The organism is Variovorax sp. CF079, from assembly GCF_900101545.1.
In the GTDB taxonomy this organism is placed as follows: domain Bacteria; phylum Pseudomonadota; class Gammaproteobacteria; order Burkholderiales; family Burkholderiaceae_C; genus Variovorax.
The window spans coordinates 159,752-182,278 of record NZ_FMZU01000010.1 but is presented as its reverse complement, the minus strand read 5'-3'; the positions used below and the strand labels follow the sequence as shown (position 1 = coordinate 182,278).

The window sequence follows — 22,527 nt, the reverse complement described above, 5'->3', positions numbered from 1 at the left end:
GGCAATCGATCAGGACTTGATCGGCGTCAGCGAGCCCGTGCCCTTCGGCGTCTTGATGGTCACGCAGGTGCCGGCCGGCACGTTCTTCCAGGCGTTGCCCTGGTAGTCGACCTTGGAGGTGCCTGCACAGGTGGTGCCGGGGCCGGCGGCGCAGTCGTTCTTGCCGGCCATCGAGACGCCGTAGCACTTCTCCATCGCGGCCGTCTTGTCGGCCATCGGTTTGTCTTGCGCCATGGCGGAGCCGGCGGCGAGGGCGCCCAGGGCGAGGGCGGTGATGGCGAGAGGGCGAGTGATCATGGAATGAGCTCCAGTGGTGAGTGAAGATTTTCAACCGCGCCGCTCGGCGCAGTCGTTTCTACTTCGTGGCCTGCGCGCCCGGGGTTACAACGCACGGCACAATCCGCCGGATTTCTTTTTTTGGCTGCGCCTGTAACCGGCTTGAGCGAAAGCACGAATGACAAGTGGGAGCCCGATGGCAAAGAGCGAAGCGGAGACGGTGCTGCACGACCTGTTCGTGCGCGGCCTGGACGGCGACGCCCAGGCCTATCACGCGTTTCTGCAGAAGCTCAGTGCACACCTGCGCGCGTTCCTGGGCAGGCGGCTGTTCGGCTGGCCCGACGAAGTGGAAGACCTTGTCCAGGAATGCCTGATCGCCATGCACAACCAGCGCCACACCTACCAGAGCGACCAGCCGCTGACGGCCTGGGTGCATGCGATCGCGCGCTACAAGATGATCGACCTGCTGCGCGCCAAGGCCAGCCGCGAGGCGCTCAACGATCCGCTGGACGACGAGCTGGCCGTCTTCGCCGAATCTGCCACCGAGGCCAGCGACGCGCGCCGCGACCTGGCGGGCCTGCTCGACACCTTGCCCGACCGGCATCGCCTGCCGATCGTGCACGTCAAGCTCGAAGGCCTGTCGGTGGCCGAGGCGGCGCGCAAGACCGGCATGTCGGAATCGGCGGTCAAGGTCGGCATCCACCGCGGGCTCAAGGCGCTGGCGCTGAAGATCGGAAAGTCCTCATCATGAAAACAGACGAGCTCGTTGCCCTGCTGGCGCGCGAAGCACCACCGGTGCCGCGGCATGCGGCCGCACGGCGCCTCACGATTGCGCTCTTGGCCGGCGTGCCGCTGTCGATCGCGTGGATGGTCATCGAGTACGGCGTGCGGCGCGACCTGGTGCAGACCATGTTCTGGCCGATGTTCTGGGTCAAGCTGGCATTTCCGCTGTGCATCGCCATTGCGGGCTTCGTGGTGGTGCAGCGCCTTGCGCGCCCCGGTGCGCGGGTCCGCGCCGCATGGCTGGGCCTGGCGCTGCCGGTGCTGGCGCTGTGGGTGATGGGGTTCGCGGCCTGGTTTCTCGCGCCTGCGGACGAGCGCACGGCCTTGCTCTGGGGCCAGACCTGGCGCACTTGCGCCTTCAATATCGCCGTGATCTCGGTGCCGGTGTTCGTGGCCTCGCTGGTCGCACTGAAGAGCCTGGCACCGACGCAACCGGCACTGGCCGGTGCTGCGGCCGGCGCCATGTCAGCGGGAGTGGGGGCGGCGATCTATGCCTTGCACTGCCAGGAACTGGCGGCGCCGTTCCTGGCGATCTGGTATGTCGCGGGGATGGTGTTGCCTGTGGTGGCGGGGGCGGCTGTTGGGCATCGGTTGCTGCGATGGTGAACTCACCTCTTGCATAGGCCGAGCACCCACTCCTGCTCCGTGCAGACACGCCCTTGGGGTTGCTGCACGGCCCAGGCCGGCGCACCGGCCGCTGCCTGACCGGCGATGCAGGCGCGCATGCGCTTTTCCATCGGCGCGTAGTAGCGCCATCCCTGGCTGAGGGCAGGAAGCTCCAGGCGCACTTGCTTCCACTTGGGATGCCCATTGGCCTGGAGCTTGTCGAAGTTCTTGCAAAGCGACTCGGCAAAACGGCCGAGGTTTCCGACCGTCGACTGCAAGCCATAGTCATAGGTGACCAGGTAGGCCTTCACGGTGAGGGTGGGAATGTCGGCCGTGAGCCATGTGGAGTAGCTCGCGGCGCGTATGGTCGCGGGAAAGTAGGTCTTCTTCGCACGCGCTGTTTCCGGCGCCGCGTCGTCCAGCTTCAGGATCTTGATGTAGTTGCGCGCCTCGGGCTTCATGTCCGAGAACAGCTTGGCCGGCTGTCCGGCAACGATGATGGCGACGTCGATCGATTTGTCGACGGTGAGCTTGGCGAGCGCCTCCTCGTTGCTCAGATACTGCGCGTTGGCAGCCGGTATCTGCTCGCCGAACATCAGCTGGTATAGCGTTCTCGAGGTGAGCGCCGTACCGCTGCCGAGCGCTCCGACTGCAATCTTCTTGTTCTTGATCTCGTGGATGGAGCTCAGCGGCGAATCGGCACGGGCGACGAAATAGATCTCCTCATCGTAGAGCGGCATGATGAGCCGCAGCGGACGGATGATGTTGCCCGCGTCGGCGTTTCCGGCCTTCGCCTCGTCCAGGAAGGCCTGGTAGACGTCGGACTGCACCAGGGCCAGCTTGACCCCCGGCTCGAAGCGCATGCGCTGAACGTTCTCCGCCGAACCCTTGGACTCCATGACCTCGAGCTCGATGCCGGCGGGCTCGGCGACCCACTTGGCAAGGTCGCGGCCGATCTGGATGTAAGTGCCGGTTTTCGATGCGGTGACTATCTTGTACTGCGCCCTGGGCTGCGCGGCGGCCGAGGACAGGAGGGCCATTGCTATCAGGCCCGTCAGGATTGATCTGATTGGCATTGCTGGCTCCAGTGAAGAGTCGTCATGGTAGTCCTGTCGGGCGATTAGCGGTACTCCGCGCTGCCCGCGCATCTCATCTCTCGCACAGAGCCAGTGCCGCAAGCGCGGCATCGCACTCGGTCTTCTGGGGGGCCGTCACGCCGCTCACCGGCGCAGGGACGGAGATTGCCGGCACTTCAGCTGCCGGCGGCGCTGGGTCAGGGGCCGGAGCAGGGGCCGGATCGCTAAGCCCGAGCGCCTTGGCCGCCCTAAGGGTGGCATCGCGCAGCTGTTCACGCTTGGCCGTTTGCTCCCGCACGCGCTGATCGAGCTCGTCCTTCAACGCCCGCACGTCCGGATGATCCGGATGCGCGGCGGCCAGGGGGACCAGCGCGCGCTCCGCGGCTGTGAGGTCGCCGCGGCTCAAGGCGCTCTGCGCTTGCGCCAGTTTCGCCGTGAACTCTTGCAACCTGTCCGTCTCGTTCTGCTTGTCGAAATAGAGATAACCCAGAGCCAGGGCGAGCACAGCCAGAACCAGCGCCGCTACCTTGCCCGTTGCCGAGCGCGTGAGGGCAGCGCTGGAAGGCGGCGCCACGGCAATCTGCGCGGGCAGCTCCTCTTGCCATCCAAGCCGGGCGGGGACGATGCGCGCAAGCTCGGAGCTCACATCCTCTTGGGTCTCATTGACAGGGGTTTCAAGCTCAGGCTCGAGGGCGGCCTCTGCCGCATCGGCGCCAAACGTGACGGACGCATCCTCGCCGCAGTACGGACAAAACTTGACCCGCCCATGCAACAGCGCAGCGCAGCGCTGGCAAGGCGCCGAGAAGTCCAGGTCCGATTTGGCCAAGCCCGGTTGGACGAGACGGCTCATGAGTCGATCCGCCAGCCCGGCGAGCGGCGCTTGTCGGGGTGATAGAGATACAGGTGGCCCGAATAGACGAACGGTCGCGTCGCCCACGGCCTGGGCATTCTGTCGACCCAGAACTGCACGTCATGCTCGCCGCGCAATTCGAAGGTGGTGGTGTACGTCTCGTTCGATGCGAAAAGGTCATCCACCGAGCGGGCATTCGACACGCGCGCGCACAGCAGGGTCGATGCTGAAGTCGATGCCAGCAACGGAAAGATCACTTCGTCGGCGCTGGCAACAGGACTGTCGTCATCGGGATCCAACCAGGGATCGCCCCGCAGGCGTGTCTCAAGCTGAAAACACGCGGCCCCGGTGCAAAGCCGCGGTGAACTTGCCGGTCTGATTTCCGGTTCGCCCAGTCCCAGTTGAACAAAGACGATTTGCCCTCCCTGCTCGTCCTGCAGCAAGCACTGCTGCCATAGATGGCCGCTGTCGGAAAGGTAGGGGCTGCCCAGATCGAAGCGGGGCGTGATGCCAGACGCCCATGGCAGAAAGGACGTTTCGAGCGCGGTGCCGCTGCCGCGCTTGACGATCAGTTGGCCCATCGAGGTCATCCAGATGATCTGCCGGTGATCAGCCAGCGGGCGAAACCATGCCGCTGTCGCGGTCGCGGCAGCGACTTTCGGCCCATGGACACGGCGAAGAGCACTGCCCTTTGGATTCAACGCGTAAACGCCGAGTTTTCTGTCTTCTTCCAGCATGGGCACATAGACCCTGCCTTGCCACATGACCGGCGCGCCTGCGCAGCGTCTGCCCACGAGCTGCGATTCGTAGGTCCGGGCCACAGGATTGACGGTCACGATGGCCAGCCCGTCCTCGGTAGGCATGAACAGCTTGGTGGATCCTTGCGGGTTCTGCACCACCATGCCCCAGGCGTGGTCGTCGAGAGAGCTCTCGACGAGTATCTCCGCTCCTCTGGGGTAGACCTCCAGCCAGCACTCCGAGTACGGCAGCCAGTGATAGATGAGTCCCCGCGAAGCGTCGAGGGCGAACAATCCGGACTCGCACGCATGGCACGTGCTCACAAGGAACTGGTAGTTTCCCGCAGGCGGCATCCCCAGATGGCGGTCCGGCAGAGACTCGACGCTCAGCGTTGGCCGCAGCGCCAGGCGAACGGCTGTCCGTCCCAGCCCTTGCGGCTGGTCGGCAGCGGAACCATCGCCGCCGAAAGGCGGCAGCCACGTATCCAGATGGGCGATAGGCGGTTCAGGCAGCGCTCTACCGGTGATGGGAGAAAACTTGAACGCCCCGGGGTAGAGTGCGACCGGCTTGGCCCCCCGATCCGCCTCATCGAAGCTGACGCGCGCCCCGACCAGCGTCGCCAGGTCGAGCGGGTTGAACGTCGCCGGGGCTGCACCCAGCCCGCGGTAGTCCGCGAGGTCAAAAGCCCCCGTCGTCGGATTGCGCGACCAGACCTGATCGCCCAGCTCCCAACGCTCGTTTTGATGAGACGTCGTCAGCGACGCGGACATTCATCCAGTGTGCGGCCGGATATGGCCGTTCCTGATGGGGGAATCCCCGCCCTGGTGGTGAGACCTCCCCCTCGGCCGTCGAGTCGTACCTTTTATGGTGGATGACGCTGCATGCCGTTTCCCGAACACTCCGGGGGCCGGTCGAGACTCAGAAGAGTCGCCGGTGGTCGCGATGGAGGACATCCATGCACACTGGCAAAGCCCCGGTCGAAGCGAAGCCACCTACTGGTTGCGCCCTGGCGCTGGCGCTCGCCGGGCTGGCGGCCATCGCCGGCTGCTCGACCTACCAGACCTCGCCCGGCAAGCCGATCGCCGACACTGCCTTCAAGGAAGGCATCACCGTCTTCAACCTTGCGGCCGAGACCTTCGCCAAGGACCTGCAAGCCAGCGCGTTGGCGTCGGATCAATCGGCCCCGGCCCTCAAGGCGTTTCGCTCGGGCCGCGCGATGCTGGACTTGCAATGTGATCGATATCTGGACGCTGTCGGCGGCGCGAACCAGGCCGCTTCCAACGAGCGCAAGCAGGTGAGCCTGATCGGGGGCTTGGCCTCCGCCATCATGGGACTGACGGGCAGCAGCGCCAAGGAGATCGCGGGCGTGGCCACCACCTTCAGTTTCGCCGCGTCGAGTATGGACGCGTTCACAACCGCTTATCTTTTTTCCGACGCTGCCCACTCGGTCACCAAGATCGTGCGCGAGTCGCAGAGCGCTTTCCTCGCGTCGGTGCAGGGCCAACTGCCGGGCCTCGACTATCCCGACGCGGTCGCGTTGCTCACCCGCTATGAGTCGGTGTGTCGCCCGTCGCAGATCCGTGCCCTCATCGACGAGGCGATCGCCAAGGGCAGGGTCGTGGCCGAGGCCCCGCCCGTGGCGGCGCCTCCGCCTGCGCCCCCGCCCTCGCAGTTGCCGCAGCAGGGCCTCGCGCCAAATCAGATACCGAGCCCGCCGCCGGCAGTCCCGCGCTTGCTGAGGCTGCCTGTACTCACTGTCCGATAACCACGCCCGAAGGAGAGCATCATGACCATCAATCAGCATCACTTCTGCAACTGCCTCACTGCGGGACCGGTCGACCAGGACGACCAGCAGCGGCTCAACGGCCACCGCGCCGCGCTCCTGCGGGCGGCCAAGTGGGATCCGGGAAGCATCATCACGATGCGCTTTCTCGAAGGCGCACCGGGACTGCAGCAACGCGTTCAGGATGTGGCGGAGGAATGGACCCGACTGGCCAACCTGACCTTCGACTTCCGCGACAAGGGCCCCACCGACATCCGGATCGCGTTCGTCCAGGGCAACGGATCCTGGTCCTACCTGGGCACGATGTGCCGGCAGATCAAAGAGCCGGAGCCGACGATGAACTACGGCTGGCTGACGCCTGATTCACCGCAGGACGAACTGCGCCGCGTCGTGCTGCACGAGTTCGGCCATGCGCTGGGCATGGTCCACGAGCACCAGAACTCCAGGGGCGGCATCCAGTGGAATCGAGCTGCCGTCATAGCCGATCTGCGCAAGCCGCCGAACAGCTGGAGCGACGCCACCATCGAAACCAACATGTTCAAGAAGTACGAGGAGCTCGAACTCGACGCCACGGCCGTCGACACCCACTCGATCATGATGTATCCGATACCGAAGGCCTGGACGCTCGACGGAAGCTCGGCCGGCCTGAATGGCGAGCTGTCCCAGACCGACAAGGACTTCATTGCCGAGGCCTATGGCAAGAACTGAGTCCCCCGGGAACGCCAGATGAACCCGAACGACTACGCCATCCTCATCGGCATCGACAGCTACCCCGAGCTCGGCGAAGGCAATTCGCCCGTCGACCTGCGCGGGCCGCGCAACGACGTCGATGCCATGAAGAAGTGGCTGCTCGATCCGAACGGCGGTGGATTGCCCGGCGTGCAGAACATCTTCGAACCTCTAGCGGTACCGCACGTCCCGGGCGCTGCCGTTCCGACGGCCGGGCAGCTCGACCAGTTGATGTCGAACATCGACGGCGTCGCACAGGCCAACAAGAAGGCCCGCAAGGGCATGCAGGTCGGGCGCAGGCTCTACATCTACATGTCCGGGCACGGCTTCTCGCCGGGACGCCAGCGCGCCTGCCTCTTCACTGCCGATGCCAAGGAGCGGCTAGGCCTGAACATTCACGCGACCGGCTGGCTCAACTGGCTGCAGGATGCGGGCTACTTCCGGGAGTTCGTCCTCTGGGTTGATGCCTGCATGAACCGGGCTTCCTTCCTGCAGCCGCACGATCCGCCGCTGCCGCTCGCGGCGGCTTCCAATCCCCCCTTGGCCAACTTCGTCGCCTTCGCCGCCCAGCGTCCCCTGAAGGCGGTAGAGGTTCCGATCGCCGAAGACGAGGACAGAACCCACGGCGTGTTCACCTGGACCCTGCTCGAAGGCTTGCGAGGCGCGGCGGCCGATGTGAACGGGCGCGTGACCGGCCGCAGCCTGGCCGACTGGGTGCGCAATGCGCAGTCCGCGCGTTTCGTGCAGCGCGATCGCGACGACCGCGACGTCGCGCAGGAGCCCGAAGTCGTGCAGGAGGACTCCGGCCTCATCTTTGCCCGCGGCGTCACGCCGCCGGCCTATGAGGTCACGCTCACGTTCAAGGCCCCGGCCACGGGCGCCAATGCGCACCTGTGGTCGGGGTCGCCGCCGGTGGTGAGCCGGACATTCACGGTGGACGATGGGCCCAAGGTCCTGGCGCTCAAGCCTGGCCTGTACCTGATGGAAGTGCCGGACGCCGGGCTACGCCACGGCTTCGAAGTCGTGCGTCCGACCAAGGTCGCGATCGTGGATGCCGGTGTGCCGGTGATGCAGTTCGATGGCAGTGAGGTCTACCGCCTCGACGTCGATCCCGGCGATCCCACGGCCGAGATATTCGTCGTCGACAACCGGTTCTCCCTGGTCGACTATGGACCAGCCCATCTTTCCACACCTCTGCCGCCGGGCCTGTTCAAGGTGAAGATCCGAATCGGGAACGCAATCACCCAGCGGGTGGTGATGCTGGATCGTGATCACCCGCTCACCGACCTGGGCCAGGCCCAGCTACTGGCAACCGTGGTGCCGCTGCCGGACACTGCGGCAAGCCACGAGTACCATCAGGCCGGCCGCCGGCGTGCGGTGGATGCGGCCAATGCGCTCGTGGCGTTGCCCGGGCAGGCGGTGATCATGGTCATGGTTCGCACCTACAGCAGCAAGATCGATACCGTGCCGGGCACCACGCCGCCGTGGCACGGTGTCAGCATCGTCGATGCGAACGGGGAGGCCGTCATCGACATGGAACAGGTGCGCGAGCGCCATGAGGGCGGCGACGCCTATGCCTTCAGCGTTGCAGCGGTGCACCCCGGCAGCTACTTCCTGCGGCAGGACATCGAGGAAGGGCATGCAATCGAGCAAAGCCTGATCGTCTGCGCAGGGTGGCGCACCGAGGTCTTCGTGCTGCGGCGGGTCGTTCCGGGCGCGACCAAGGTCGATCCGCGACCGCGCGCCGCGGTGATGATGCGCCGGCTCGGAGAAGAGCACGACGCCGAGACCGATGCGGAAGATCGGATGGCCGAAACTGCCAAGCAGGCCATGGCCAACGAGCGGCGTATCCTGAGCGCACGACTCGAAGAGATGCTGATGCTCAAGTCCCGCAATCCCGTGGCCGGCATCATCGGCGGCCACCTGCTCCTGATCGAGCGTGAGCGCGATTCCGGACGCGACATCAGCATGCTCGACACCGTCGTCGCGAACCTTCGCGGGCTGCTCGGCGAGGGTCATCCCGACGTGGAGGCGCTCGCGCTGCAATGCGCGGACCCGAAGCTGCGGCGGGTCAACGCTTTGCGCGGCCCGCCGATGTTCCAGCGCAGCTGGGCCTTGCTGGCGCAGGCTGCCCGCAAGCGTGTCGACCTCGTTCCGGCGGACATGTGGGCACGGATCCAGGCCCTGGCCGCGCTGCCGCCATTCCTGGTGTGGAACACCGACGAAGAAGTGAAGTCCTCAGCCAGGAAGGAACTCGCGCGTGCCGTCCTTCGGCCTCAGGTCAGCACCCCGCCATCGCCGCCGTCGCAGGCGCTCCAGCCCGGCATGCTGCCGAAGGTGGCCAAGCGTGCGCCGCGCAGCGTGCCGCGGTCGCCGGAGGCACTGGCGCGCCTGCCGCGCGCGACCCGCGCCCGCGCGGCCTCGCTGAACCTGCCGCCCTGCGCGCTCGAGGCCTTGAAGGCGGGAATGGAATAGTCGCCAGGAGGCCAGCCACGTCCATCGCCACGCCGACCGCCGACTGGATCGACCTTGCGGGCGCATGCATCCCGCCGGGGTTGCGTCTGTCGTTCCAGCGCTTCCTGCGCCCGACGTCGCGCATCGCCTCCGGCAGCCTGCCCTCTAGCCTGGGTGCGCTGCCGGTCGGGCTCGGCCGGCAGGGCGACCTCATCGTGCCGACGGCCGACAACGAAGCCTTCTGGGTCGGACTGGAGTTGGCGCGAGCCGCCCAGCCGATCACGCTGCGGCTGTCGGTGGAACTGCGCAGCGGCGATGTGCTGGATGCCCTCGGCGCCGCACCATCGAGCGCCCTCACGGTCCCGCCCACACGTCACGTCGGTGGTTTCACCCATGCGGGGTCGGGCCTGCGCGCCTTCGCGCGTGGTGGCGGCGAGGACATCAATGGCTGCGTTCGCCTTGTGTTTCGCGCCGCCATCCTTGCGGTCGAGTCCGAGCCTTTCTCGACCGTGGTCAGGCTCGTGGACTACGCCGGCTTCACTGCAGAAAGCGGCATGGCGCCGCCTTCGCCGCTCGATCCGGACGCCGGCTTCCAGGGCTGGCGCCTGCCGTGACCCGGAGGCTCATTTGGGCAATGCGATGTCGAGAAGCTCGTGGGCGACACCCACATGCCGGGGCAAAAAGGGCGATCAGGACTGGGCCCTTCAGCGCCGCGTCTTAGCTCCAAAGATCCCACCCAGTACCCCGCGCAGGATCTCCTTGCCGACGGTGGTGCCCATGGTCCGCACCGCCGACTTGGCCATCGTCTGCGCAAGCCCATCGCGCTTGCCGCCGCGCGGGCCCGTGGAGCCGAACAGGATCTCGTTCAGCCCACCCATCAGCCCACCCGATTCCTCCGCCGCTGCAGCGCCAGGCTTGCCTTTGATAGCCGGCGCGTCAGGCGCCGTCTCGGCCCGTCCCTTGAGCTTTTCGTACGCCGACTCGCGGTCTACGGCCTTCTCATAAACCCCGGCCACCAGCGAGTTCGCAATCAACGCCTGCCGCTGCGCAGCAGTGATCGGCCCGATCTGGCTTCCCGGCGGCAGCACATACACACGCTCGGTGATCGTCGGCCGCCCCTTGCCGTCGAGAAAACTCACCAGCGCCTCCCCAACCGCCAGCTCCGTGATCGCCGTCTCGATATCCAACCCCGGCTTCTGCCGCATCGTCGTGGCTGTCGCCTTCACGGCCTTCTGATCCCGCGGCGTAAAGGCCCGCAGCGCGTGCTGCACGCGATTGCCCAACTGCGCCAGCACCGTATCCGGAATGTCCAGCGGGTTCTGCGTCACGAAGAACACGCCCACGCCCTTGGAGCGCACCAGTCGCACCACGAGCTCGATGCGTTCGACCAGGGCCTTGGGCGCCTCGTTGAAGAGCAAATGGGCCTCGTCGAAGAAGAACACCAGCTTAGGCTGCTCCGGGTCGCCGATCTCGGGCAGTTGCTCGAACAGCTCCGACAGCAGCCACAAGAGGAAGGTGGCGTAGAGCCGCGGCGAGTTCATCAGCTTGTCGGCGGCGAGGATGTTGACCACGCCCTTGCCGTCCGCGGTCTGCATGAAGTCCGCGATGTTGAGCATCGGCTCGCCGAAGAACTTGTCGCCGCCCTGGCTCTCGATCTGCAGTAGGCCGCGCTGGATCGCGCCCACGCTGGCGGCGCTGATGTTGCCATATTCGGTGGTGAACTGGCTCGCGTTCTCGCCCACGTGCTGCAGCATGGCGCGCAGGTCCTTCAGGTCGAGCAGCAGCAGGCCGTTGTCGTCCGCGATCTTGAACACCAGGTTCAGCACGCCGGCCTGGGTTTCGTTGAGGTTGAGCATGCGGCCCAAGAGCAGCGGGCCCATGTCGGAGACGGTGGCGCGCACCGGGTGGCCCTGTTCGCCGAACACGTCCCACAGCGTGACGGGGCAGGCGAGGGGCTGGGGCAGCTCGATGCCGCGTTCCTTGAGGGTGGCGGCCATCTTCTCGCCGATGCTGCCTTGCTGGCTGGCGCCGGTCAGGTCGCCCTTGACGTCGGCCATGAACACCGGCACGCCGATGTTCGAAAGCTGTTCGGCAATGGTCTGCAAGGTGACGGTTTTGCCGGTGCCGGTGGCGCCGGTGATCAGGCCGTGGCGATTGGTCAGGCCCGGCAGCAGGGCGCATTCGATGGTGTCGTGGCGGGCGATCAGAAGGGGGTCGGCCATGGGTGCTCCCGGTCAGTGGTACGCAGCGGAGTCTATCGAAGCGGCCTCCTATAATTCGCACCCCGTGCGATAGTTCATTCAAAAGTTCTCGGAGTTTGATTTGTCATCGACCCAGCCCCCTATTTCCGCCGTCGGCGATGCGCCCGAACAGTCAGCCCTCGAGAACGAGCTGGCTGTTCTTCTTGTGGAGTCGCTCAATCTCGAGATCGCACCCTCCGAGATCGTGCCCACGGCGCCGCTGTACGGGGAAGGCCTGGGGCTCGATTCGATCGACATCCTCGAAGTCGCGCTCGAGGTCTCGCGCAAGTACGGCTTCCAGCTGCGCTCCGATGACGAGCGCAATCAGCAAATCTTCCAGTCGCTGCGCAGTCTTGCGGCCCACGTCGCGCAGAATCGCGGCGCTTCCTGATCCATGTCTCGATGGCGCATGGCGCTCCTGCTGCTCGCGGGGGTGGCCTATGCCGGCGTTTCCCATTGGATGATGCTGTACCACGCCGCCGCGCCCTGGGCGGTGGGGGTGCTGCTCGCACCGCTGTGGCTGGCAGCGCTGGGCCTGGCCGGTAGCCGCTTCGGCGTCTGGGGCTTGGCAGTGGCCGGCGCGGCCGGTGTGATCGGCTTCGCGCTGGTGCTGCGCGGCGAGGCGGGGGACCCCAATCGGCTCTATGTGTTGCAGCACGCGGGCATCAACGCCTTGCTGTGCGGATGGTTCGGCAGCACGCTGCGCGGCGACCGCCTGTCGCTGATCGGCCAGTTCGCCGAGCGCATCCATCCGCTGTCGCCGGCCATGCGTGCCTACACCGCTCGCGTGACCTGTGTCTGGACCGCCTATTTCGCGCTCATGACCGTGGCCTCGATCGCGGTCTATGCCTTCCTGTCCTTCGCCGCCTGGTCGGTGCTGGCCAATCTGCTCACCCCTCTGATGGTGGCGGGGCTGTTCCTGGGCGAGTACCTTCTGCGCTATCGGCTGCATCCCGAATTCGAGCGCACCCGCCTGATCGACACGGTGCGCGCGTTCTACGGTGCGCCGGTCGATACCCACACCCGGCGATGAATCCGATTCCGCTTCTTTCCGATCGCGATCCTGAAGCGCCGCTCGCTTGGCGTCACGGCGTGCCGGTGAGCGCGCGCCAGTTCCTGGCCGACGTCGCGCGCTTTGCACCCGAGCTGGAGGCCGGCGGCCCGGTGATCAACCTCTGTGTCGACCGCTATGCCTTCGCGGTCAGCCTGGCGGCCGCACTGGTGCGCGGCGAGACCAGCCTGCTGCCGCCCGATGCACGGCCCGACACGCTGGCGCGCCTCGTCGAGGCCGGCGGCCACACCTTCGCCATCGTGGACGCGGAACAGGCCGAGACGCCGGGCATGCCGCGCATCCTGATCGAGAACCGCGCGCCCGTCGCCGACGCCGGCGATCGGCCTGTGCCCGAGATCGCGAGCGACCTGCATGCCGTCAGCCTGCTGACCTCCGGCTCGACCGGCACGCCACAGCCGCATGCCAAGTCGTGGCAGACGCTGGTGGGCGACGTGGCCGCGGCGGTCGATCGCTTGTCCGGCCTGCTCGGGCGCCCCTCGCTGGCCGGCCTCACGCTGGTGGCGACGGTGCCGGTGCAGCACAGCTACGGCCTCGAATCCTCGGTGCTGCTGGCCATGCTGGGCGGTGCCGCTTTCGACAGCGGACGGCCCTTCTTCCCGGCCGATGTCGCGGCGGCGCTGGCCTCGGTGCCGCAGCCGCGCGCGCTGGTGACCACGCCTTTCCATCTCAAGACCCTGCTGCTCTCGGGCGTGGCGCTGCCGCCGGTGGACCTGATTCTCTCGGCCACCGCGCCGCTCTCGCCGCAGCTCGCGGCCCAGGCCGAAGAGGCCACGGGCGGCATGCTGATCGAGATCTACGGCAGCACCGAATCGGGCCAGGTCGCGACGCGGCGGCCCACCCAGAGCGAGGTCTGGGAGACCTTCGGCCAGATCCGCGTGCATTCCGAGCACGACGCCGAGGGCGGAGAGCGCTTCATCTTCGAAGGCGATTTCATCCCCGAGCCGACGCCGCTGGCCGACGTGCTGGAGCTGGTCGACGATCGGCGCTTCCGCCTGCTGGGCCGCGCCAACGACCTGATCCACGTGGCTGGCCGGCGCAGCTCGCTGGGCTACCTCAACCACCATCTCAACAGCATCCCGGGCGTCGTGGACGGTGCCTTCTGGCTGCCCGACGACGTGACCGACGGCGTGGTGCGGCCGGTGGCTTTCGTGGTGGCGCCGGCGCTCGATGCGCACGCGATCATCGCGGCGCTGCGCGAGCGGCTGGAGGCGGTGTTCGTGCCGCGCCGCGTGGTGCACGTCACGGCCTTTCCGCGCGAGGGGACGGGCAAGCTCACCGCCAGGGCACTGCGCGAGTTCGCGCTGGCGCAGCTCGCATCCGACGGCACGCCGGTGCAGCTTACGCACGAGGTGCCGGCGGACCATCCGGCTTTTGCGGGTCATTTCCCGGGCCAGCCCTTGCTGCCCGGTGCGCTGCTGCTGTCGGAAGTGCTCGAAGCAGTGCAGGGCGTGCCCGCGCTGGCGGCCCGGCTCGGTGCACAGCCGACGCTGGCGGCGGCCAAGTTCCTCGCGCCGGTGCGCCCGGGCAGCACGCTCGTGATCGACCTCATTCCCGAAACCGGCGCCTCGCGCGGGCTGCGCTTCGAGGTGCACTCTTCCGGGGTGACGGTGGCGAGCGGGCGCTGGACGCCGGGCAGCACGGCATGAGCAGCATTCCGCCCGAGGCCGGCGACGCGAAGTCGCGCCAGGCCGACTGGTCACGCATGCCCGAGCGCAGCAACATGCTGGCGTTGCGCGTGATCTGCTGGATCGCCATCAAATGCGGGCGGCCGTTGGCGCGTCTCATCCTGCATCCGATCAGCCTCTACTTCCTGCTGTTTTCGCCGGCGCAGCGGCGCCACATCAAGCGCTACTTGTTCCGGGCGATCGGCCCGAATGCCGGTTGGGTCGATGGCTATCGGCTGCTCCATGCCTTTGCTTCGACGGTGCTCGATCGCATCTATTTGCTGCGCGGCCGCCTGGACCTGTTCGACATCCGGGTCTATGGCAATCTGCCGGTCGAAGCCGAAGCGCATGCGGGGCGGGGCGCCTTCCTGCTGGGGGCGCACATCGGCAGCTTCGAGGCGATGGGCGCCTGCAAGCAGCAGAGCCAAAATCCCGAAGACCTGCGGCTCGCGATGTTGATGTACCAAGACAACGCACAGCAGATCACCACGGTGCTCGACGCGATCAGCCTGCCCGGTCTGCGGCCCCACATCATCGCCCTGGGCCGGCCGCATTCGATGCTCGCGCTGCGCGACTGGCTCGACGGCGGCGGCCTCGCGGGCCTCCTGGCCGATCGCACGCTGGCGGGTCCGGACGAGGCGGGCCAGCAACGCGGCAACAGCATCGAGCTGCCTTTTCTCGGGCAGCCGGCGCTCATCAACGATGGCCCGTTCCGGCTGGCCGCGCTGCTGCGTCGCAAGGTGTTCTTCATGGCCGGGCTCTATGTCGGAGGGGCGCGCTACGATGTCCGCTTCGAGCCGCTGGCCGACTTCAGCGAGCGCATATCCGACCCGGCGGAGCGGGAACGCCGCATCCACGCCGCGCTCGAAACTTATGTGGCACGGCTCGAGGCCTTGTGCCGTGCCTATCCCTACAACTGGTTCAATTTTCATGACTTCTGGCTCGAAGATTCGGCTTGAGCGCTGGGGCAGGGGACTGCTGGCGGTGCTGGCTTTTTCCGCATCATCCGCCTGGGCCCTCGACCTTCCTGAACTGATGGGCCTCCTCGCCAAGCAGAAGAGCGGCGAGGCGCGCTTCACCGAGCAGCGCTTCGTGCGCGGCCTCGAAGGCCCGCTGGACGCCAGCGGCACGCTGAGCTTCCAGGCGCCCGACCGGCTGACGCGGCGCACGCTCACGCCACGCCCCGAGACCATGGCGGTCGACGGCAACACGCTGACCTTGTCGCGCGGCGGACGCACGCGCACCATGACGCTCGACAGCATGCCCGAGCTGCTCGGCATGGTCGAAGCCATGCGCGGCACCTTGAACGGCAATACCCAAAGCCTCGCGCGCTACTTCCGCACCTCGGTCTCCGGCACCCCCGACAAGTGGACGCTGGACCTCGTGCCCATCGATGAGAAGCTCGCGGCCCAGGTGCGCACGCTGCGCCTGAGCGGGCGCGCGGGCGAAGTGCTCGGCATCGAGATGGAGTTCATCGGCGGCGACCGCTCGGTGATGAGCATCACACCCACGCGCACCGCGCCGTGACGCGCCACGCTGCCGCACCCGGCCGGCGGCGCATCGCGCTGGTGCTCGGCATCTGGCTGCTGGCGCTCGCGGCGGGCGTCGCGCTGATCGCGCGCACGCATTTCAGCGCCGACCTCTCGGCCTTCCTGCCCGAAAGCCCCGACGAGCGGCAGCGCGTCTTGATCGAGCAGGTGCAAAGCGGGATCGCATCGCGCACGCTCTTCATCGGCATCGAGGGCGGCAAGGATGCCGCGCAACGCGCCGAGGTGTCGCGCGCCGTGGCCGCGGCGATGCGCGAGAGCAAGCTCTTCGACCAGGTGCAGAACGGCGACACCAGCGACTGGAAGGAGTCCGGCACCTGGCTCTTCGACAACCGCTACCGGCTGGCGCCCGACGTGAGGCCCGAGCGCTTCACCGCCGCCGGCTTGCGCGATGCGATCGTCGACACCTTGTCGCTGCTCGGCACGCCGGCCGGCAACATCACCAAGCCGTTGCTGGAGCGCGACCCCACGGGCGAGACGCAGCGCATCGCCGAAGGCCTGATCCCCGCGAGCTCGCCGCGCAGCGAACACGGCGTCTGGGCCTCGCGCCGCGCGCCGCGCGCACTGATCCTGGCGACCACGCATGCGGCCGGCAGCGACCTGGACGCGCAGGCGCTCGCGGTCGAGCGCGTGCGCAGCGCCTTCGAGGCCGCCACGCGCGAAACGGGCAGTGCCGGCCCGCGGCTGCAGATGAGCGGCGCGCCGGTGTTCTCGGTGCAGAGCCGCGACCAGATCAAGGGCGAGGCGATCAAGCTCGCCACCGTCGGCGGCATCGTCATGGGCGTGTTGCTGTTGCTGGCCTTTGCTTCGCCGCGCGCGCTGGTGATCGCGGTACTGCCGGTCGCGACCGGCGTGGTGGGCGGCACGGCGGCGGTCAGCCTGTGGTTCGGCGAAGTGCACGGGCTCACGATGGGCTTCGGCAGCACGCTGATCGGCGAGACCGTCGACTACGCGATCTACTACCTGATCCAGGCGCGCGGCGCGGCAGTGCCGGGCACCGGCTGGCAACGCTGGCGCGACATCCATTGGCCCACCGTGCGGCTGGGCCTGCTGACGTCGGTCTGCGGCTTCGCGGCGCTGGTGTTCTCGGGCTTCCCCGGGCTCGCACAGCTCGGCGTGTTCTCGCTGGCCGGCCTGATCGCCGCAGCGCTCGTCGCGCGCCACGTGCTGCCGGTGCTGGCGCCCGACGGTGCGACCGGCATGGGCATGCGGCGCCAGATGGCCCAGGTCGCAGGCGTCATCGTCCGTGCGTTGCCGCGCCTGCGCTACCTGTTCGCGGGCCTGGGCGCGGCCGCACTGGCGCTGGTGCTGTGGCAGGGCGGCCATCTGTGGCGGGCTGAACTCAGCGCCATGAGCCCGGTGCCCAAGGCGGCGCAGCAGCTCGACGAGGAACTGCGTGCCGACATCGGCGCCAGCGACGGCGGCACGCTGGTCGTGGTCCGCGGCGCCGACGAGCAGGCCACCTTGCGCAACGCCGAGGCCGCTGCCGCGAAGCTCGAAGCGCTGGTGGACCAGGGCGAACTGGCTGGCTTCGAGAGCGTCACGCGCCTGCTGCCCAGCGAGGCCGCGCAGGCCGCGCGCATCGCCAGCCTGCCCGATGCCGCGACGCTGAAGACGCGGCTGGCCGAAGCGACCCAGGGCCTGCCGCTGCCGGCGAGCCGGCTCACGCCTTTCCTCGCCGATGTCGAGAAGGCGCGCTCGCAACCCATGATCCGGCGTGCCGATCTCGAGAACGGGCCGCTGGGCGCCGTGGTCAATGCACTGATGTTCCAGCGGCCGGGCGGCGGCTGGTCGGCGCTGATCTCGCTGCACCCCGGCGAGCGCTTCGATGCAGGGCGCCTCGCGGCGGCGCTGGCGGATGTGCCCGAGGTGCAGGTGGTCAACGTCGGCGACGAGCTGCGCGGTCTCTATCGGCGCTACCTGCACGAGGCCTTCGTGCAGGTGATGCTCGGTGCGCTGGCGGTGGTGGTGCTGCTGGGCGTCTACCTGCGCTCCGGGCGCCGGCTGCTGGCCGTGTGCGAGCCGCTGCTGGTCGCGGTGCTGCTCACGCTCGGCGGCCTGGCGGTGCTGCAGGTGCCGCTGGGCATCCTGCATCTCGTGGGCCTGCTGCTGGTGGTGGCCGTGGGCTCGAACTACGCGCTCTTCTTCGACCAGCTGCGCGAGACCGGCCGCGCCGACGAAGACACGCTGGCTTCGCTGATGCTGGCCAACCTCACGACCGTGGTTTCCTTCACGCTGATCGCGATCTCGGACATTCCCGCGCTGTCAGCGATCGGCCGCGTGGTAGCGCCTGGCGCGCTGCTCGCGCTGCTGCTGTCGGCCGCGTTTGCGCGCGGGCCTGCCGGGGCTTCGGCGGCCCGTCAGTGATGGGAAAATCCTTCCCGATGCCCCAAACTCTTTCTGCTCCCGAGTCCTGGCCCTGGCCGCCGATCATTCGCGCCAGCGTCGGCTGGCATCTGCTCGCCATCGCGGCCGGTGTGCTGGTGCCGGGGGCGGCGCCGTGGGCCATCGGCGCGATCGTGCTCAACCATGTGCTGATCACCGCCGCGGGGCTCACGCCGCGCAGCAGCCTGCTGGGCCCGAACGTGACGCGGCTGCCGCAGCCGGCCGTCGCGCGCCGCGAAGTCGCGATCACCATCGACGACGGGCCTGACCCGGAGGTCACGCCGCAGGTGCTTGACCAGCTCGACGCTCATGGCCAGCGCGCCACTTTCTTCTGCATCGCCGAGCGCGTGCTCGAACACCCGGCGCTGGCGCGCGAAATCGTGGCGCGCGGCCACAGCATCCAGAACCACACGGCGCGGCATCGGCACAACTTCTCCTTTCTCGGGCCGCGCGGTTTCGCGGCCGAGATATCGCGCGCGCAACAGGTGCTGCAGGAAGTGACCGGCGAGCGGCCGACCTGCTTTCGCGCGCCCGCGGGCCTTCGCAATCCTTTTCTTGCGCCGGTGCTGCATCGCATGGGCCTTTCGCTCGTGAGCTGGACGCGCCGCGGCTTCGACACGCGCGAGCGCAACGCGGCCACCGTGCTGGCGCGGCTCACGCGCGATCTGCAGGCAGGCGACATCCTGCTGCTCCACGACGGCCATGCGGCGCGCACGGCGGCCGGACGGCCTATCGTGCTCGAGGTATTGCCCCCCCTGTTGGCGCGCATTCATGCGAACGGCTTGCGCGCAGTCACCTTGCCGGAAGCATTGGCCGCATGAGTTCACAGGTATCGACCACCACCGACGCCGCATGGCGCCGACTGCATGAAGCGGCCACTGCGCCGTACAGGAAGGCCGGTAACTTCGCCTGGCATTTCGCGCGCGGCAAGCTGGAGCGCGATCCGGTGTTCCGCGGCCTCGTCGAACGCGGCCTGATCGGCGAGAGCCACCAGCGCGTGGTCGACATCGGCTGCGGCCAGGGACTGTTCGCGAGCCTGCTGTCGGCGATGGCCGCGATGCAGTCGCGAGCGGGCCATTGGCCGCCTGCATGGCCTACGACACCGGCCGCCGCGGAGTACACCGGCATCGAGCTGATGCCCAAGGACGTGGCGCGCGCCGAAAACTCCATCGGCCATCTGCAGCCGGCGCCGCGCTTCGTCTGCGCCGACATGTGCACGGCCGCCATGCCGGCCTGCGACCTGGTCGTGATCCTCGACGTGCTGCACTACGTCGACCACGCCGCGCAGGAGGGCGTGCTGCGGCGCGTGCACGCCGCGCTGCAGCCGGGCGGGCGATTGCTGCTGCGCGTCGGCGACATGGCCAGCCGGCGCGGTTTCGCCATCAGCCAATGGGTGGACCGCACCGTCACGCGCATCCGCGGCCATCGCGTCTCGCCGACCTGGGGCCGGCCGCTGGCGGACTGGACGGCGCTGCTGCAGCGCCTGGGCTTCTCGGTGCAGAGCATGCCGATGAGCGAAGGCACGCCCTTCGCCAACGTGCTGCTGGTGGCCGACCGCAGGGAGGCTGCGTGACCACCGCACCGCAGCAGCTCGACCAGGCCGGCATCGCGAGGCGCATTCCGCACAGCGGCAGCATGTGCCTGCTGGAGCGCCTGGTGTCCTGGGACGCGCAGGCCATCCACTGCACCACCACGACGCATCGGCGCGAGGACAACCCCTTGCGCACGGCCAGCGGGCTGTTGTCGCCGAATGCGATCGAATATGCGGCGCAGGCCATGGCCTTGCATGGCGGGCTGATTGCGGAGGAGGGCAGCGAGCCCTCGGCCGGCTTTTTGGCCAGCGCGCGCAATGTGCGCTTTGCCGCGCAGCGCCTCGACGAGGTCGAAGGCGAACTGCACGTGCATGCGCAGCGCGCCTCGGGCGACGCCAGCCAGATCCTCTACGAATTCGCGGTGAGGGCCGCGCAGGGCAGGCCGCTGGCAGAAGGCCGCGCGGTGGTTGTGCTCAATACGCCGCTTGCAACGGGAGCATCCTCATGAGCCTTACCGGTAGACGCGCACTGATCACCGGCGCCAGCGGCGCTCTCGGTGCGGCCATCGCCGAGCGCCTGGCGCGCGACGGCGCCACCGTGCTGCTGCATGCCAACTCGCGGCCCGAGGCGGTCGAGCAGCTCGCGGCCACTATCATCGCCGCGGGCGGCCAGGCCGAATGCCATGTGTTCGACCTGCAGAGCGACGAGGCCTCGCGCGCCGCGTGCGAACGCATGCTGGCCGGCGGGCCGGTGCAGGTGATCGTCAACAACGCCGGCGTGCACGACGATGCGGTGCTGCCGGGCATGAGCGCCGCGCAGTGGCACAAGGTGATCGACGTCTCGCTCAACGGCTTCTTCCGCGTCACGCAGCCCTTGCTGCTGCCGATGCTGCGCACGCGCTGGGGCCGCATCCTCAACATCTCGTCGGTGGCCTCGCTGACGGGCAACCGCGGCCAGGTCAACTACGCGGCCGCCAAGGGCGCGCTCAACAGCGCGACCAAGGCGCTGTCGCTCGAAGTGGCAGCGCGCGGCGTGACCGTCAACGCTATCGCGCCCGGCATCATCGCTTCGCCGATGGCCGACGGCGTGTTCGACAAGGCGATGATCGATCAGCTGGTGCCGGTGAAGCGGGCGGGCAGGCCGGAAGAGGTGGCTGCGCTGGCGGGGTTTCTGGCCAGCGATGAGGCGGCCTACATCACGGGGCAGATCATCTCGATCAATGGCGGGATGATCTGATCAACGCTGAAACGGCGGCGCTCGCCGCAGCCGGCGCAGCAGGAGAGCGGGCAAGCGCAGCACGAACTCCAGCATCAGCCGCGTGTGCATCCAGCTCAGCAGCAGGTTGTCTCGCACGTAGTTGAAGTGCGAGACGCCGCCTTCCTCGGCCGTGAGGTACTTGACCGGTGCATCGATGTTGACCGGCTTGACGCCGCGCCACGCGAGGCGCACCACGGCCTCGGTGTCGAAGTCGAAGCGGCGCATCCAGGGCTGGCGCGCCATCACTGCGATCAGCTCCGGCACCGGATAGACGCGAAAGCCGTAGAGCGAATCGCCGATGCCGGCGAACAGGGTTTCGAGCTGGGTCCAGCCGTTCGAGACGCGCCGGCCGCGCACGCGCAGCAGCGGCGCCGAGGCATCGAAGACCGGGCGGCCCAGCACCATGGTCTCGGGCCGGGCCTGTGAGGCTTGCATGAAGGCCGGGATCAGGTCGGCCGGGTGCTGCCCGTCGGAGTCCATGGTGAGCGCATGCGTGTAGCCGGCCTCCTGGGCCGCGCGCAAGCCATGCAGCACGGCCGCGCCCTTGCCCTGGTTCTGCGGCAGCACCCACACGCGCAAGCCGGGGTCGGAGGCGGCCATCTGCTGCAGGCGTTCGCCGGTACCGTCGGTGCTGCCGTCGACCACCACCCAGACCGGGCTCCATTGCGCGCGGGCCGCGCTGACCGTCGAGAACAGGCGCTCGCCCGTGTTGTAGCTGGGAATCAGGACAAGGTGGGTGCGCGAGACGTCTGGCATGCGGGCTGCGCGTCGGAGGCGCGCTGTTCCATGGGGTGGCGAAAGTATTGTTCGATCTCGTGCAGCAGCGCGTCACTGTCCTGCTGCGGCGCAAAGCGTTGCCCGAGCCGGAGCCTGAAGACGATCGGCAGCGGCGGCACGCGCCACAGCGGCCAGCCTTTGCCGAGGTAGGGCGAATCGGTGTCGATGAAGACGGTTTGGATCGGCGCCTGTGCGAGCTTGGCGATCAGCGTGACGCCGGGGCGAAAGGCATTGAGCGGCGGTATCACGGTGCGCGTGCCCTCGGGGAAGATCACCAACTGGCCGCCGTTCTTGAGATCTTCGACCGCGAGCCGCACCATGGTGCGCGCCGAGTCGTTGCGGATGTAGCGCGCCAGGCGCGCGCCTGCCCCGAGGAAGATGTTGCGCATCAGGTCGGCCTTCATGATGCAGGCGCTGCGCGGCAGGCGCGCCACCAGCAGCAGGGCGTCGAGCATGGTCGGATGGTTGGCGACGAAGATCACGCCGCGTTCGTCGCGCAAGGCGTCGAGGCAGCTCGCGTCGATGCGCATCATGCCGATGGCCGAGGCCGTGGCCCAGAACGAGCGGTAGGCGAAGGCGATGACGCTGCGGCCGAGCGAGCGGCCCACGCGCGCCGGCAGCACCGGGTAGAGCAGCATCGCGACCAGGTTCCAGGCCAGCGAGATGCTGCCCAGCAGCAGGAGCAGGGCGTAGAGTAGCAAGGCGAGCGGAATGAAGAGGATCCAGCGCAGCAGCCGGTTCATGATGGCGTGCTCGCG

Annotated in this window: 23 protein-coding genes; 16 read left to right on the top strand and 7 right to left on the bottom strand. The window is 68.0% G+C overall.

What is annotated here, in order from left to right; translation table 11 throughout:
• Positions 1-9: 9 nt before the first annotated feature.
• Positions 10-297 (bottom strand): BufA1 family periplasmic bufferin-type metallophore, encoded by a 288-nt coding sequence (locus BLS74_RS15455; protein WP_093107707.1) that lies wholly within the window; start codon positions 295-297, stop codon positions 10-12.
• 175 nt (positions 298-472) lie between these two features.
• On the opposite strand from BLS74_RS15455, the gene BLS74_RS15450 reads away from it, so the two are divergent.
• A complete protein-coding gene (locus BLS74_RS15450; protein ID WP_093107705.1) occupies positions 473-1,027 on the top strand; it encodes a sigma-70 family RNA polymerase sigma factor in 555 nt (184 codons plus the stop codon).
• On the top strand, positions 1,024-1,665 hold the full coding sequence (locus BLS74_RS15445; protein WP_093107703.1) for an NrsF family protein: 642 nt from the start codon (positions 1,024-1,026) through the stop codon (positions 1,663-1,665). Before BLS74_RS15450 ends, BLS74_RS15445 begins: the two co-directional genes overlap by 4 nt.
• 2 nt (positions 1,666-1,667) lie before the next feature.
• Here BLS74_RS15445 and BLS74_RS15440 read toward each other — a convergent pair whose 3' ends face one another.
• The 3 genes from BLS74_RS15440 to BLS74_RS15430 all read right to left on the bottom strand — a co-directional run bounded on the left by BLS74_RS15440 (position 1,668) and on the right by BLS74_RS15430 (position 5,099).
• Positions 1,668-2,741 (bottom strand): TAXI family TRAP transporter solute-binding subunit, encoded by a 1,074-nt coding sequence (locus BLS74_RS15440; RefSeq protein WP_093107701.1) that lies wholly within the window; start codon positions 2,739-2,741, stop codon positions 1,668-1,670.
• Between the two features lie 73 nt (positions 2,742-2,814).
• Positions 2,815-3,591: a hypothetical protein gene (locus BLS74_RS15435; RefSeq protein ID WP_093107699.1), complete on the bottom strand. Its 777-nt coding sequence runs from the start codon at positions 3,589-3,591 to the stop codon at positions 2,815-2,817.
• The gene (locus BLS74_RS15430; RefSeq protein ID WP_093107697.1) at positions 3,588-5,099 is read right to left on the bottom strand and encodes a hypothetical protein; all 1,512 of its coding nucleotides are present in this window, start codon (positions 5,097-5,099) and stop codon (positions 3,588-3,590) included. Before BLS74_RS15430 ends, BLS74_RS15435 begins: the two co-directional genes overlap by 4 nt.
• Before the next feature lie 185 nt (positions 5,100-5,284).
• Here BLS74_RS15430 and BLS74_RS15425 point away from each other — a divergent pair, with 185 nt between their 5' ends.
• The 4 genes from BLS74_RS15425 (at position 5,285) to BLS74_RS15410 (ending at position 9,909) form a co-directional block, all read left to right on the top strand.
• Positions 5,285-6,094 (top strand): hypothetical protein, encoded by an 810-nt coding sequence (locus BLS74_RS15425; protein WP_093107695.1) that lies wholly within the window; start codon positions 5,285-5,287, stop codon positions 6,092-6,094.
• 21 nt (positions 6,095-6,115) lie between these two features.
• Positions 6,116-6,820, top strand: coding sequence for a zinc metalloprotease (locus tag BLS74_RS15420; RefSeq protein ID WP_212733671.1), 705 nt, complete (start codon positions 6,116-6,118; stop codon positions 6,818-6,820).
• 18 nt (positions 6,821-6,838) lie between these two features.
• Positions 6,839-9,316, top strand: a complete 2,478-nt coding sequence (locus BLS74_RS15415; RefSeq protein ID WP_093107693.1) for a caspase family protein — start codon at positions 6,839-6,841, stop codon at positions 9,314-9,316.
• Positions 9,317-9,396: 80 nt separating this feature from the next.
• Positions 9,397-9,909 carry a hypothetical protein gene (locus tag BLS74_RS15410; protein WP_093107691.1) on the top strand — a complete coding sequence of 171 codons (513 nt, stop codon included), beginning with the start codon at positions 9,397-9,399 and terminating at the stop codon, positions 9,907-9,909.
• Positions 9,910-9,999: 90 nt separating this feature from the next.
• On the opposite strand, the gene BLS74_RS15405 is transcribed toward BLS74_RS15410, so the two are convergent.
• Positions 10,000-11,517, bottom strand: a complete 1,518-nt coding sequence (locus BLS74_RS15405; protein ID WP_093107689.1) for a helicase HerA-like domain-containing protein — start codon at positions 11,515-11,517, stop codon at positions 10,000-10,002.
• 100 nt (positions 11,518-11,617) lie between these two features.
• Between BLS74_RS15405 and BLS74_RS15400 the strand changes: the two genes are divergently transcribed.
• Genes BLS74_RS15400 through fabG form a run of 10 tightly spaced genes read left to right on the top strand, consistent with a single transcriptional unit; the run spans position 11,618 to position 20,971 of the window.
• Positions 11,618-11,926, top strand: a complete 309-nt coding sequence (locus BLS74_RS15400) for a phosphopantetheine-binding protein (RefSeq protein WP_093107687.1) — start codon at positions 11,618-11,620, stop codon at positions 11,924-11,926.
• 3 nt (positions 11,927-11,929) lie between these two features.
• Positions 11,930-12,568, top strand: a complete 639-nt coding sequence (locus tag BLS74_RS15395) for a COG4648 family protein (RefSeq protein ID WP_093107685.1) — start codon at positions 11,930-11,932, stop codon at positions 12,566-12,568.
• The gene (locus BLS74_RS15390; protein WP_093107683.1) at positions 12,565-14,253 is read left to right on the top strand and encodes an AMP-binding protein; all 1,689 of its coding nucleotides are present in this window, start codon (positions 12,565-12,567) and stop codon (positions 14,251-14,253) included. Before BLS74_RS15395 ends, BLS74_RS15390 begins: the two co-directional genes overlap by 4 nt.
• Positions 14,250-15,230: an acyl-CoA synthetase gene (locus BLS74_RS15385; RefSeq protein WP_093107681.1), complete on the top strand. Its 981-nt coding sequence runs from the start codon at positions 14,250-14,252 to the stop codon at positions 15,228-15,230. Before BLS74_RS15390 ends, BLS74_RS15385 begins: the two co-directional genes overlap by 4 nt.
• The gene (locus BLS74_RS15380; protein ID WP_093107679.1) at positions 15,202-15,798 is read left to right on the top strand and encodes a LolA-related protein; all 597 of its coding nucleotides are present in this window, start codon (positions 15,202-15,204) and stop codon (positions 15,796-15,798) included. Before BLS74_RS15385 ends, BLS74_RS15380 begins: the two co-directional genes overlap by 29 nt.
• Positions 15,795-18,185, top strand: coding sequence for an MMPL family transporter (locus BLS74_RS15375; protein WP_093107677.1), 2,391 nt, complete (start codon positions 15,795-15,797; stop codon positions 18,183-18,185). The genes BLS74_RS15380 and BLS74_RS15375 overlap by 4 nt, the downstream gene beginning before the upstream one ends.
• Positions 18,185-19,024, top strand: a complete 840-nt coding sequence (locus tag BLS74_RS15370) for a polysaccharide deacetylase family protein (RefSeq protein WP_093107675.1) — start codon at positions 18,185-18,187, stop codon at positions 19,022-19,024. The genes BLS74_RS15375 and BLS74_RS15370 overlap by 1 nt, the downstream gene beginning before the upstream one ends.
• Positions 19,021-19,776: a class I SAM-dependent methyltransferase gene (locus BLS74_RS15365; protein ID WP_093107673.1), complete on the top strand. Its 756-nt coding sequence runs from the start codon at positions 19,021-19,023 to the stop codon at positions 19,774-19,776. Before BLS74_RS15370 ends, BLS74_RS15365 begins: the two co-directional genes overlap by 4 nt.
• Positions 19,773-20,243, top strand: coding sequence for a hotdog family protein (locus BLS74_RS15360; protein WP_093107671.1), 471 nt, complete (start codon positions 19,773-19,775; stop codon positions 20,241-20,243). The genes BLS74_RS15365 and BLS74_RS15360 overlap by 4 nt, the downstream gene beginning before the upstream one ends.
• Positions 20,240-20,971, top strand: a complete 732-nt coding sequence (gene fabG / locus BLS74_RS15355; protein WP_093107669.1) for a 3-oxoacyl-ACP reductase FabG — start codon at positions 20,240-20,242, stop codon at positions 20,969-20,971. The genes BLS74_RS15360 and fabG overlap by 4 nt, the downstream gene beginning before the upstream one ends.
• Here the strand turns inward: fabG and BLS74_RS15350 are convergent, their stop codons facing one another.
• Positions 20,972-21,748 (bottom strand): glycosyltransferase family 2 protein, encoded by a 777-nt coding sequence (locus BLS74_RS15350; RefSeq protein ID WP_093107667.1) that lies wholly within the window; start codon positions 21,746-21,748, stop codon positions 20,972-20,974.
• Positions 21,715-22,512 (bottom strand): lysophospholipid acyltransferase family protein, encoded by a 798-nt coding sequence (locus tag BLS74_RS15345; RefSeq protein ID WP_093107665.1) that lies wholly within the window; start codon positions 22,510-22,512, stop codon positions 21,715-21,717. The genes BLS74_RS15350 and BLS74_RS15345 overlap by 34 nt, the downstream gene beginning before the upstream one ends.
• Between the last annotated feature and the right edge of the window lie 15 nt (positions 22,513-22,527).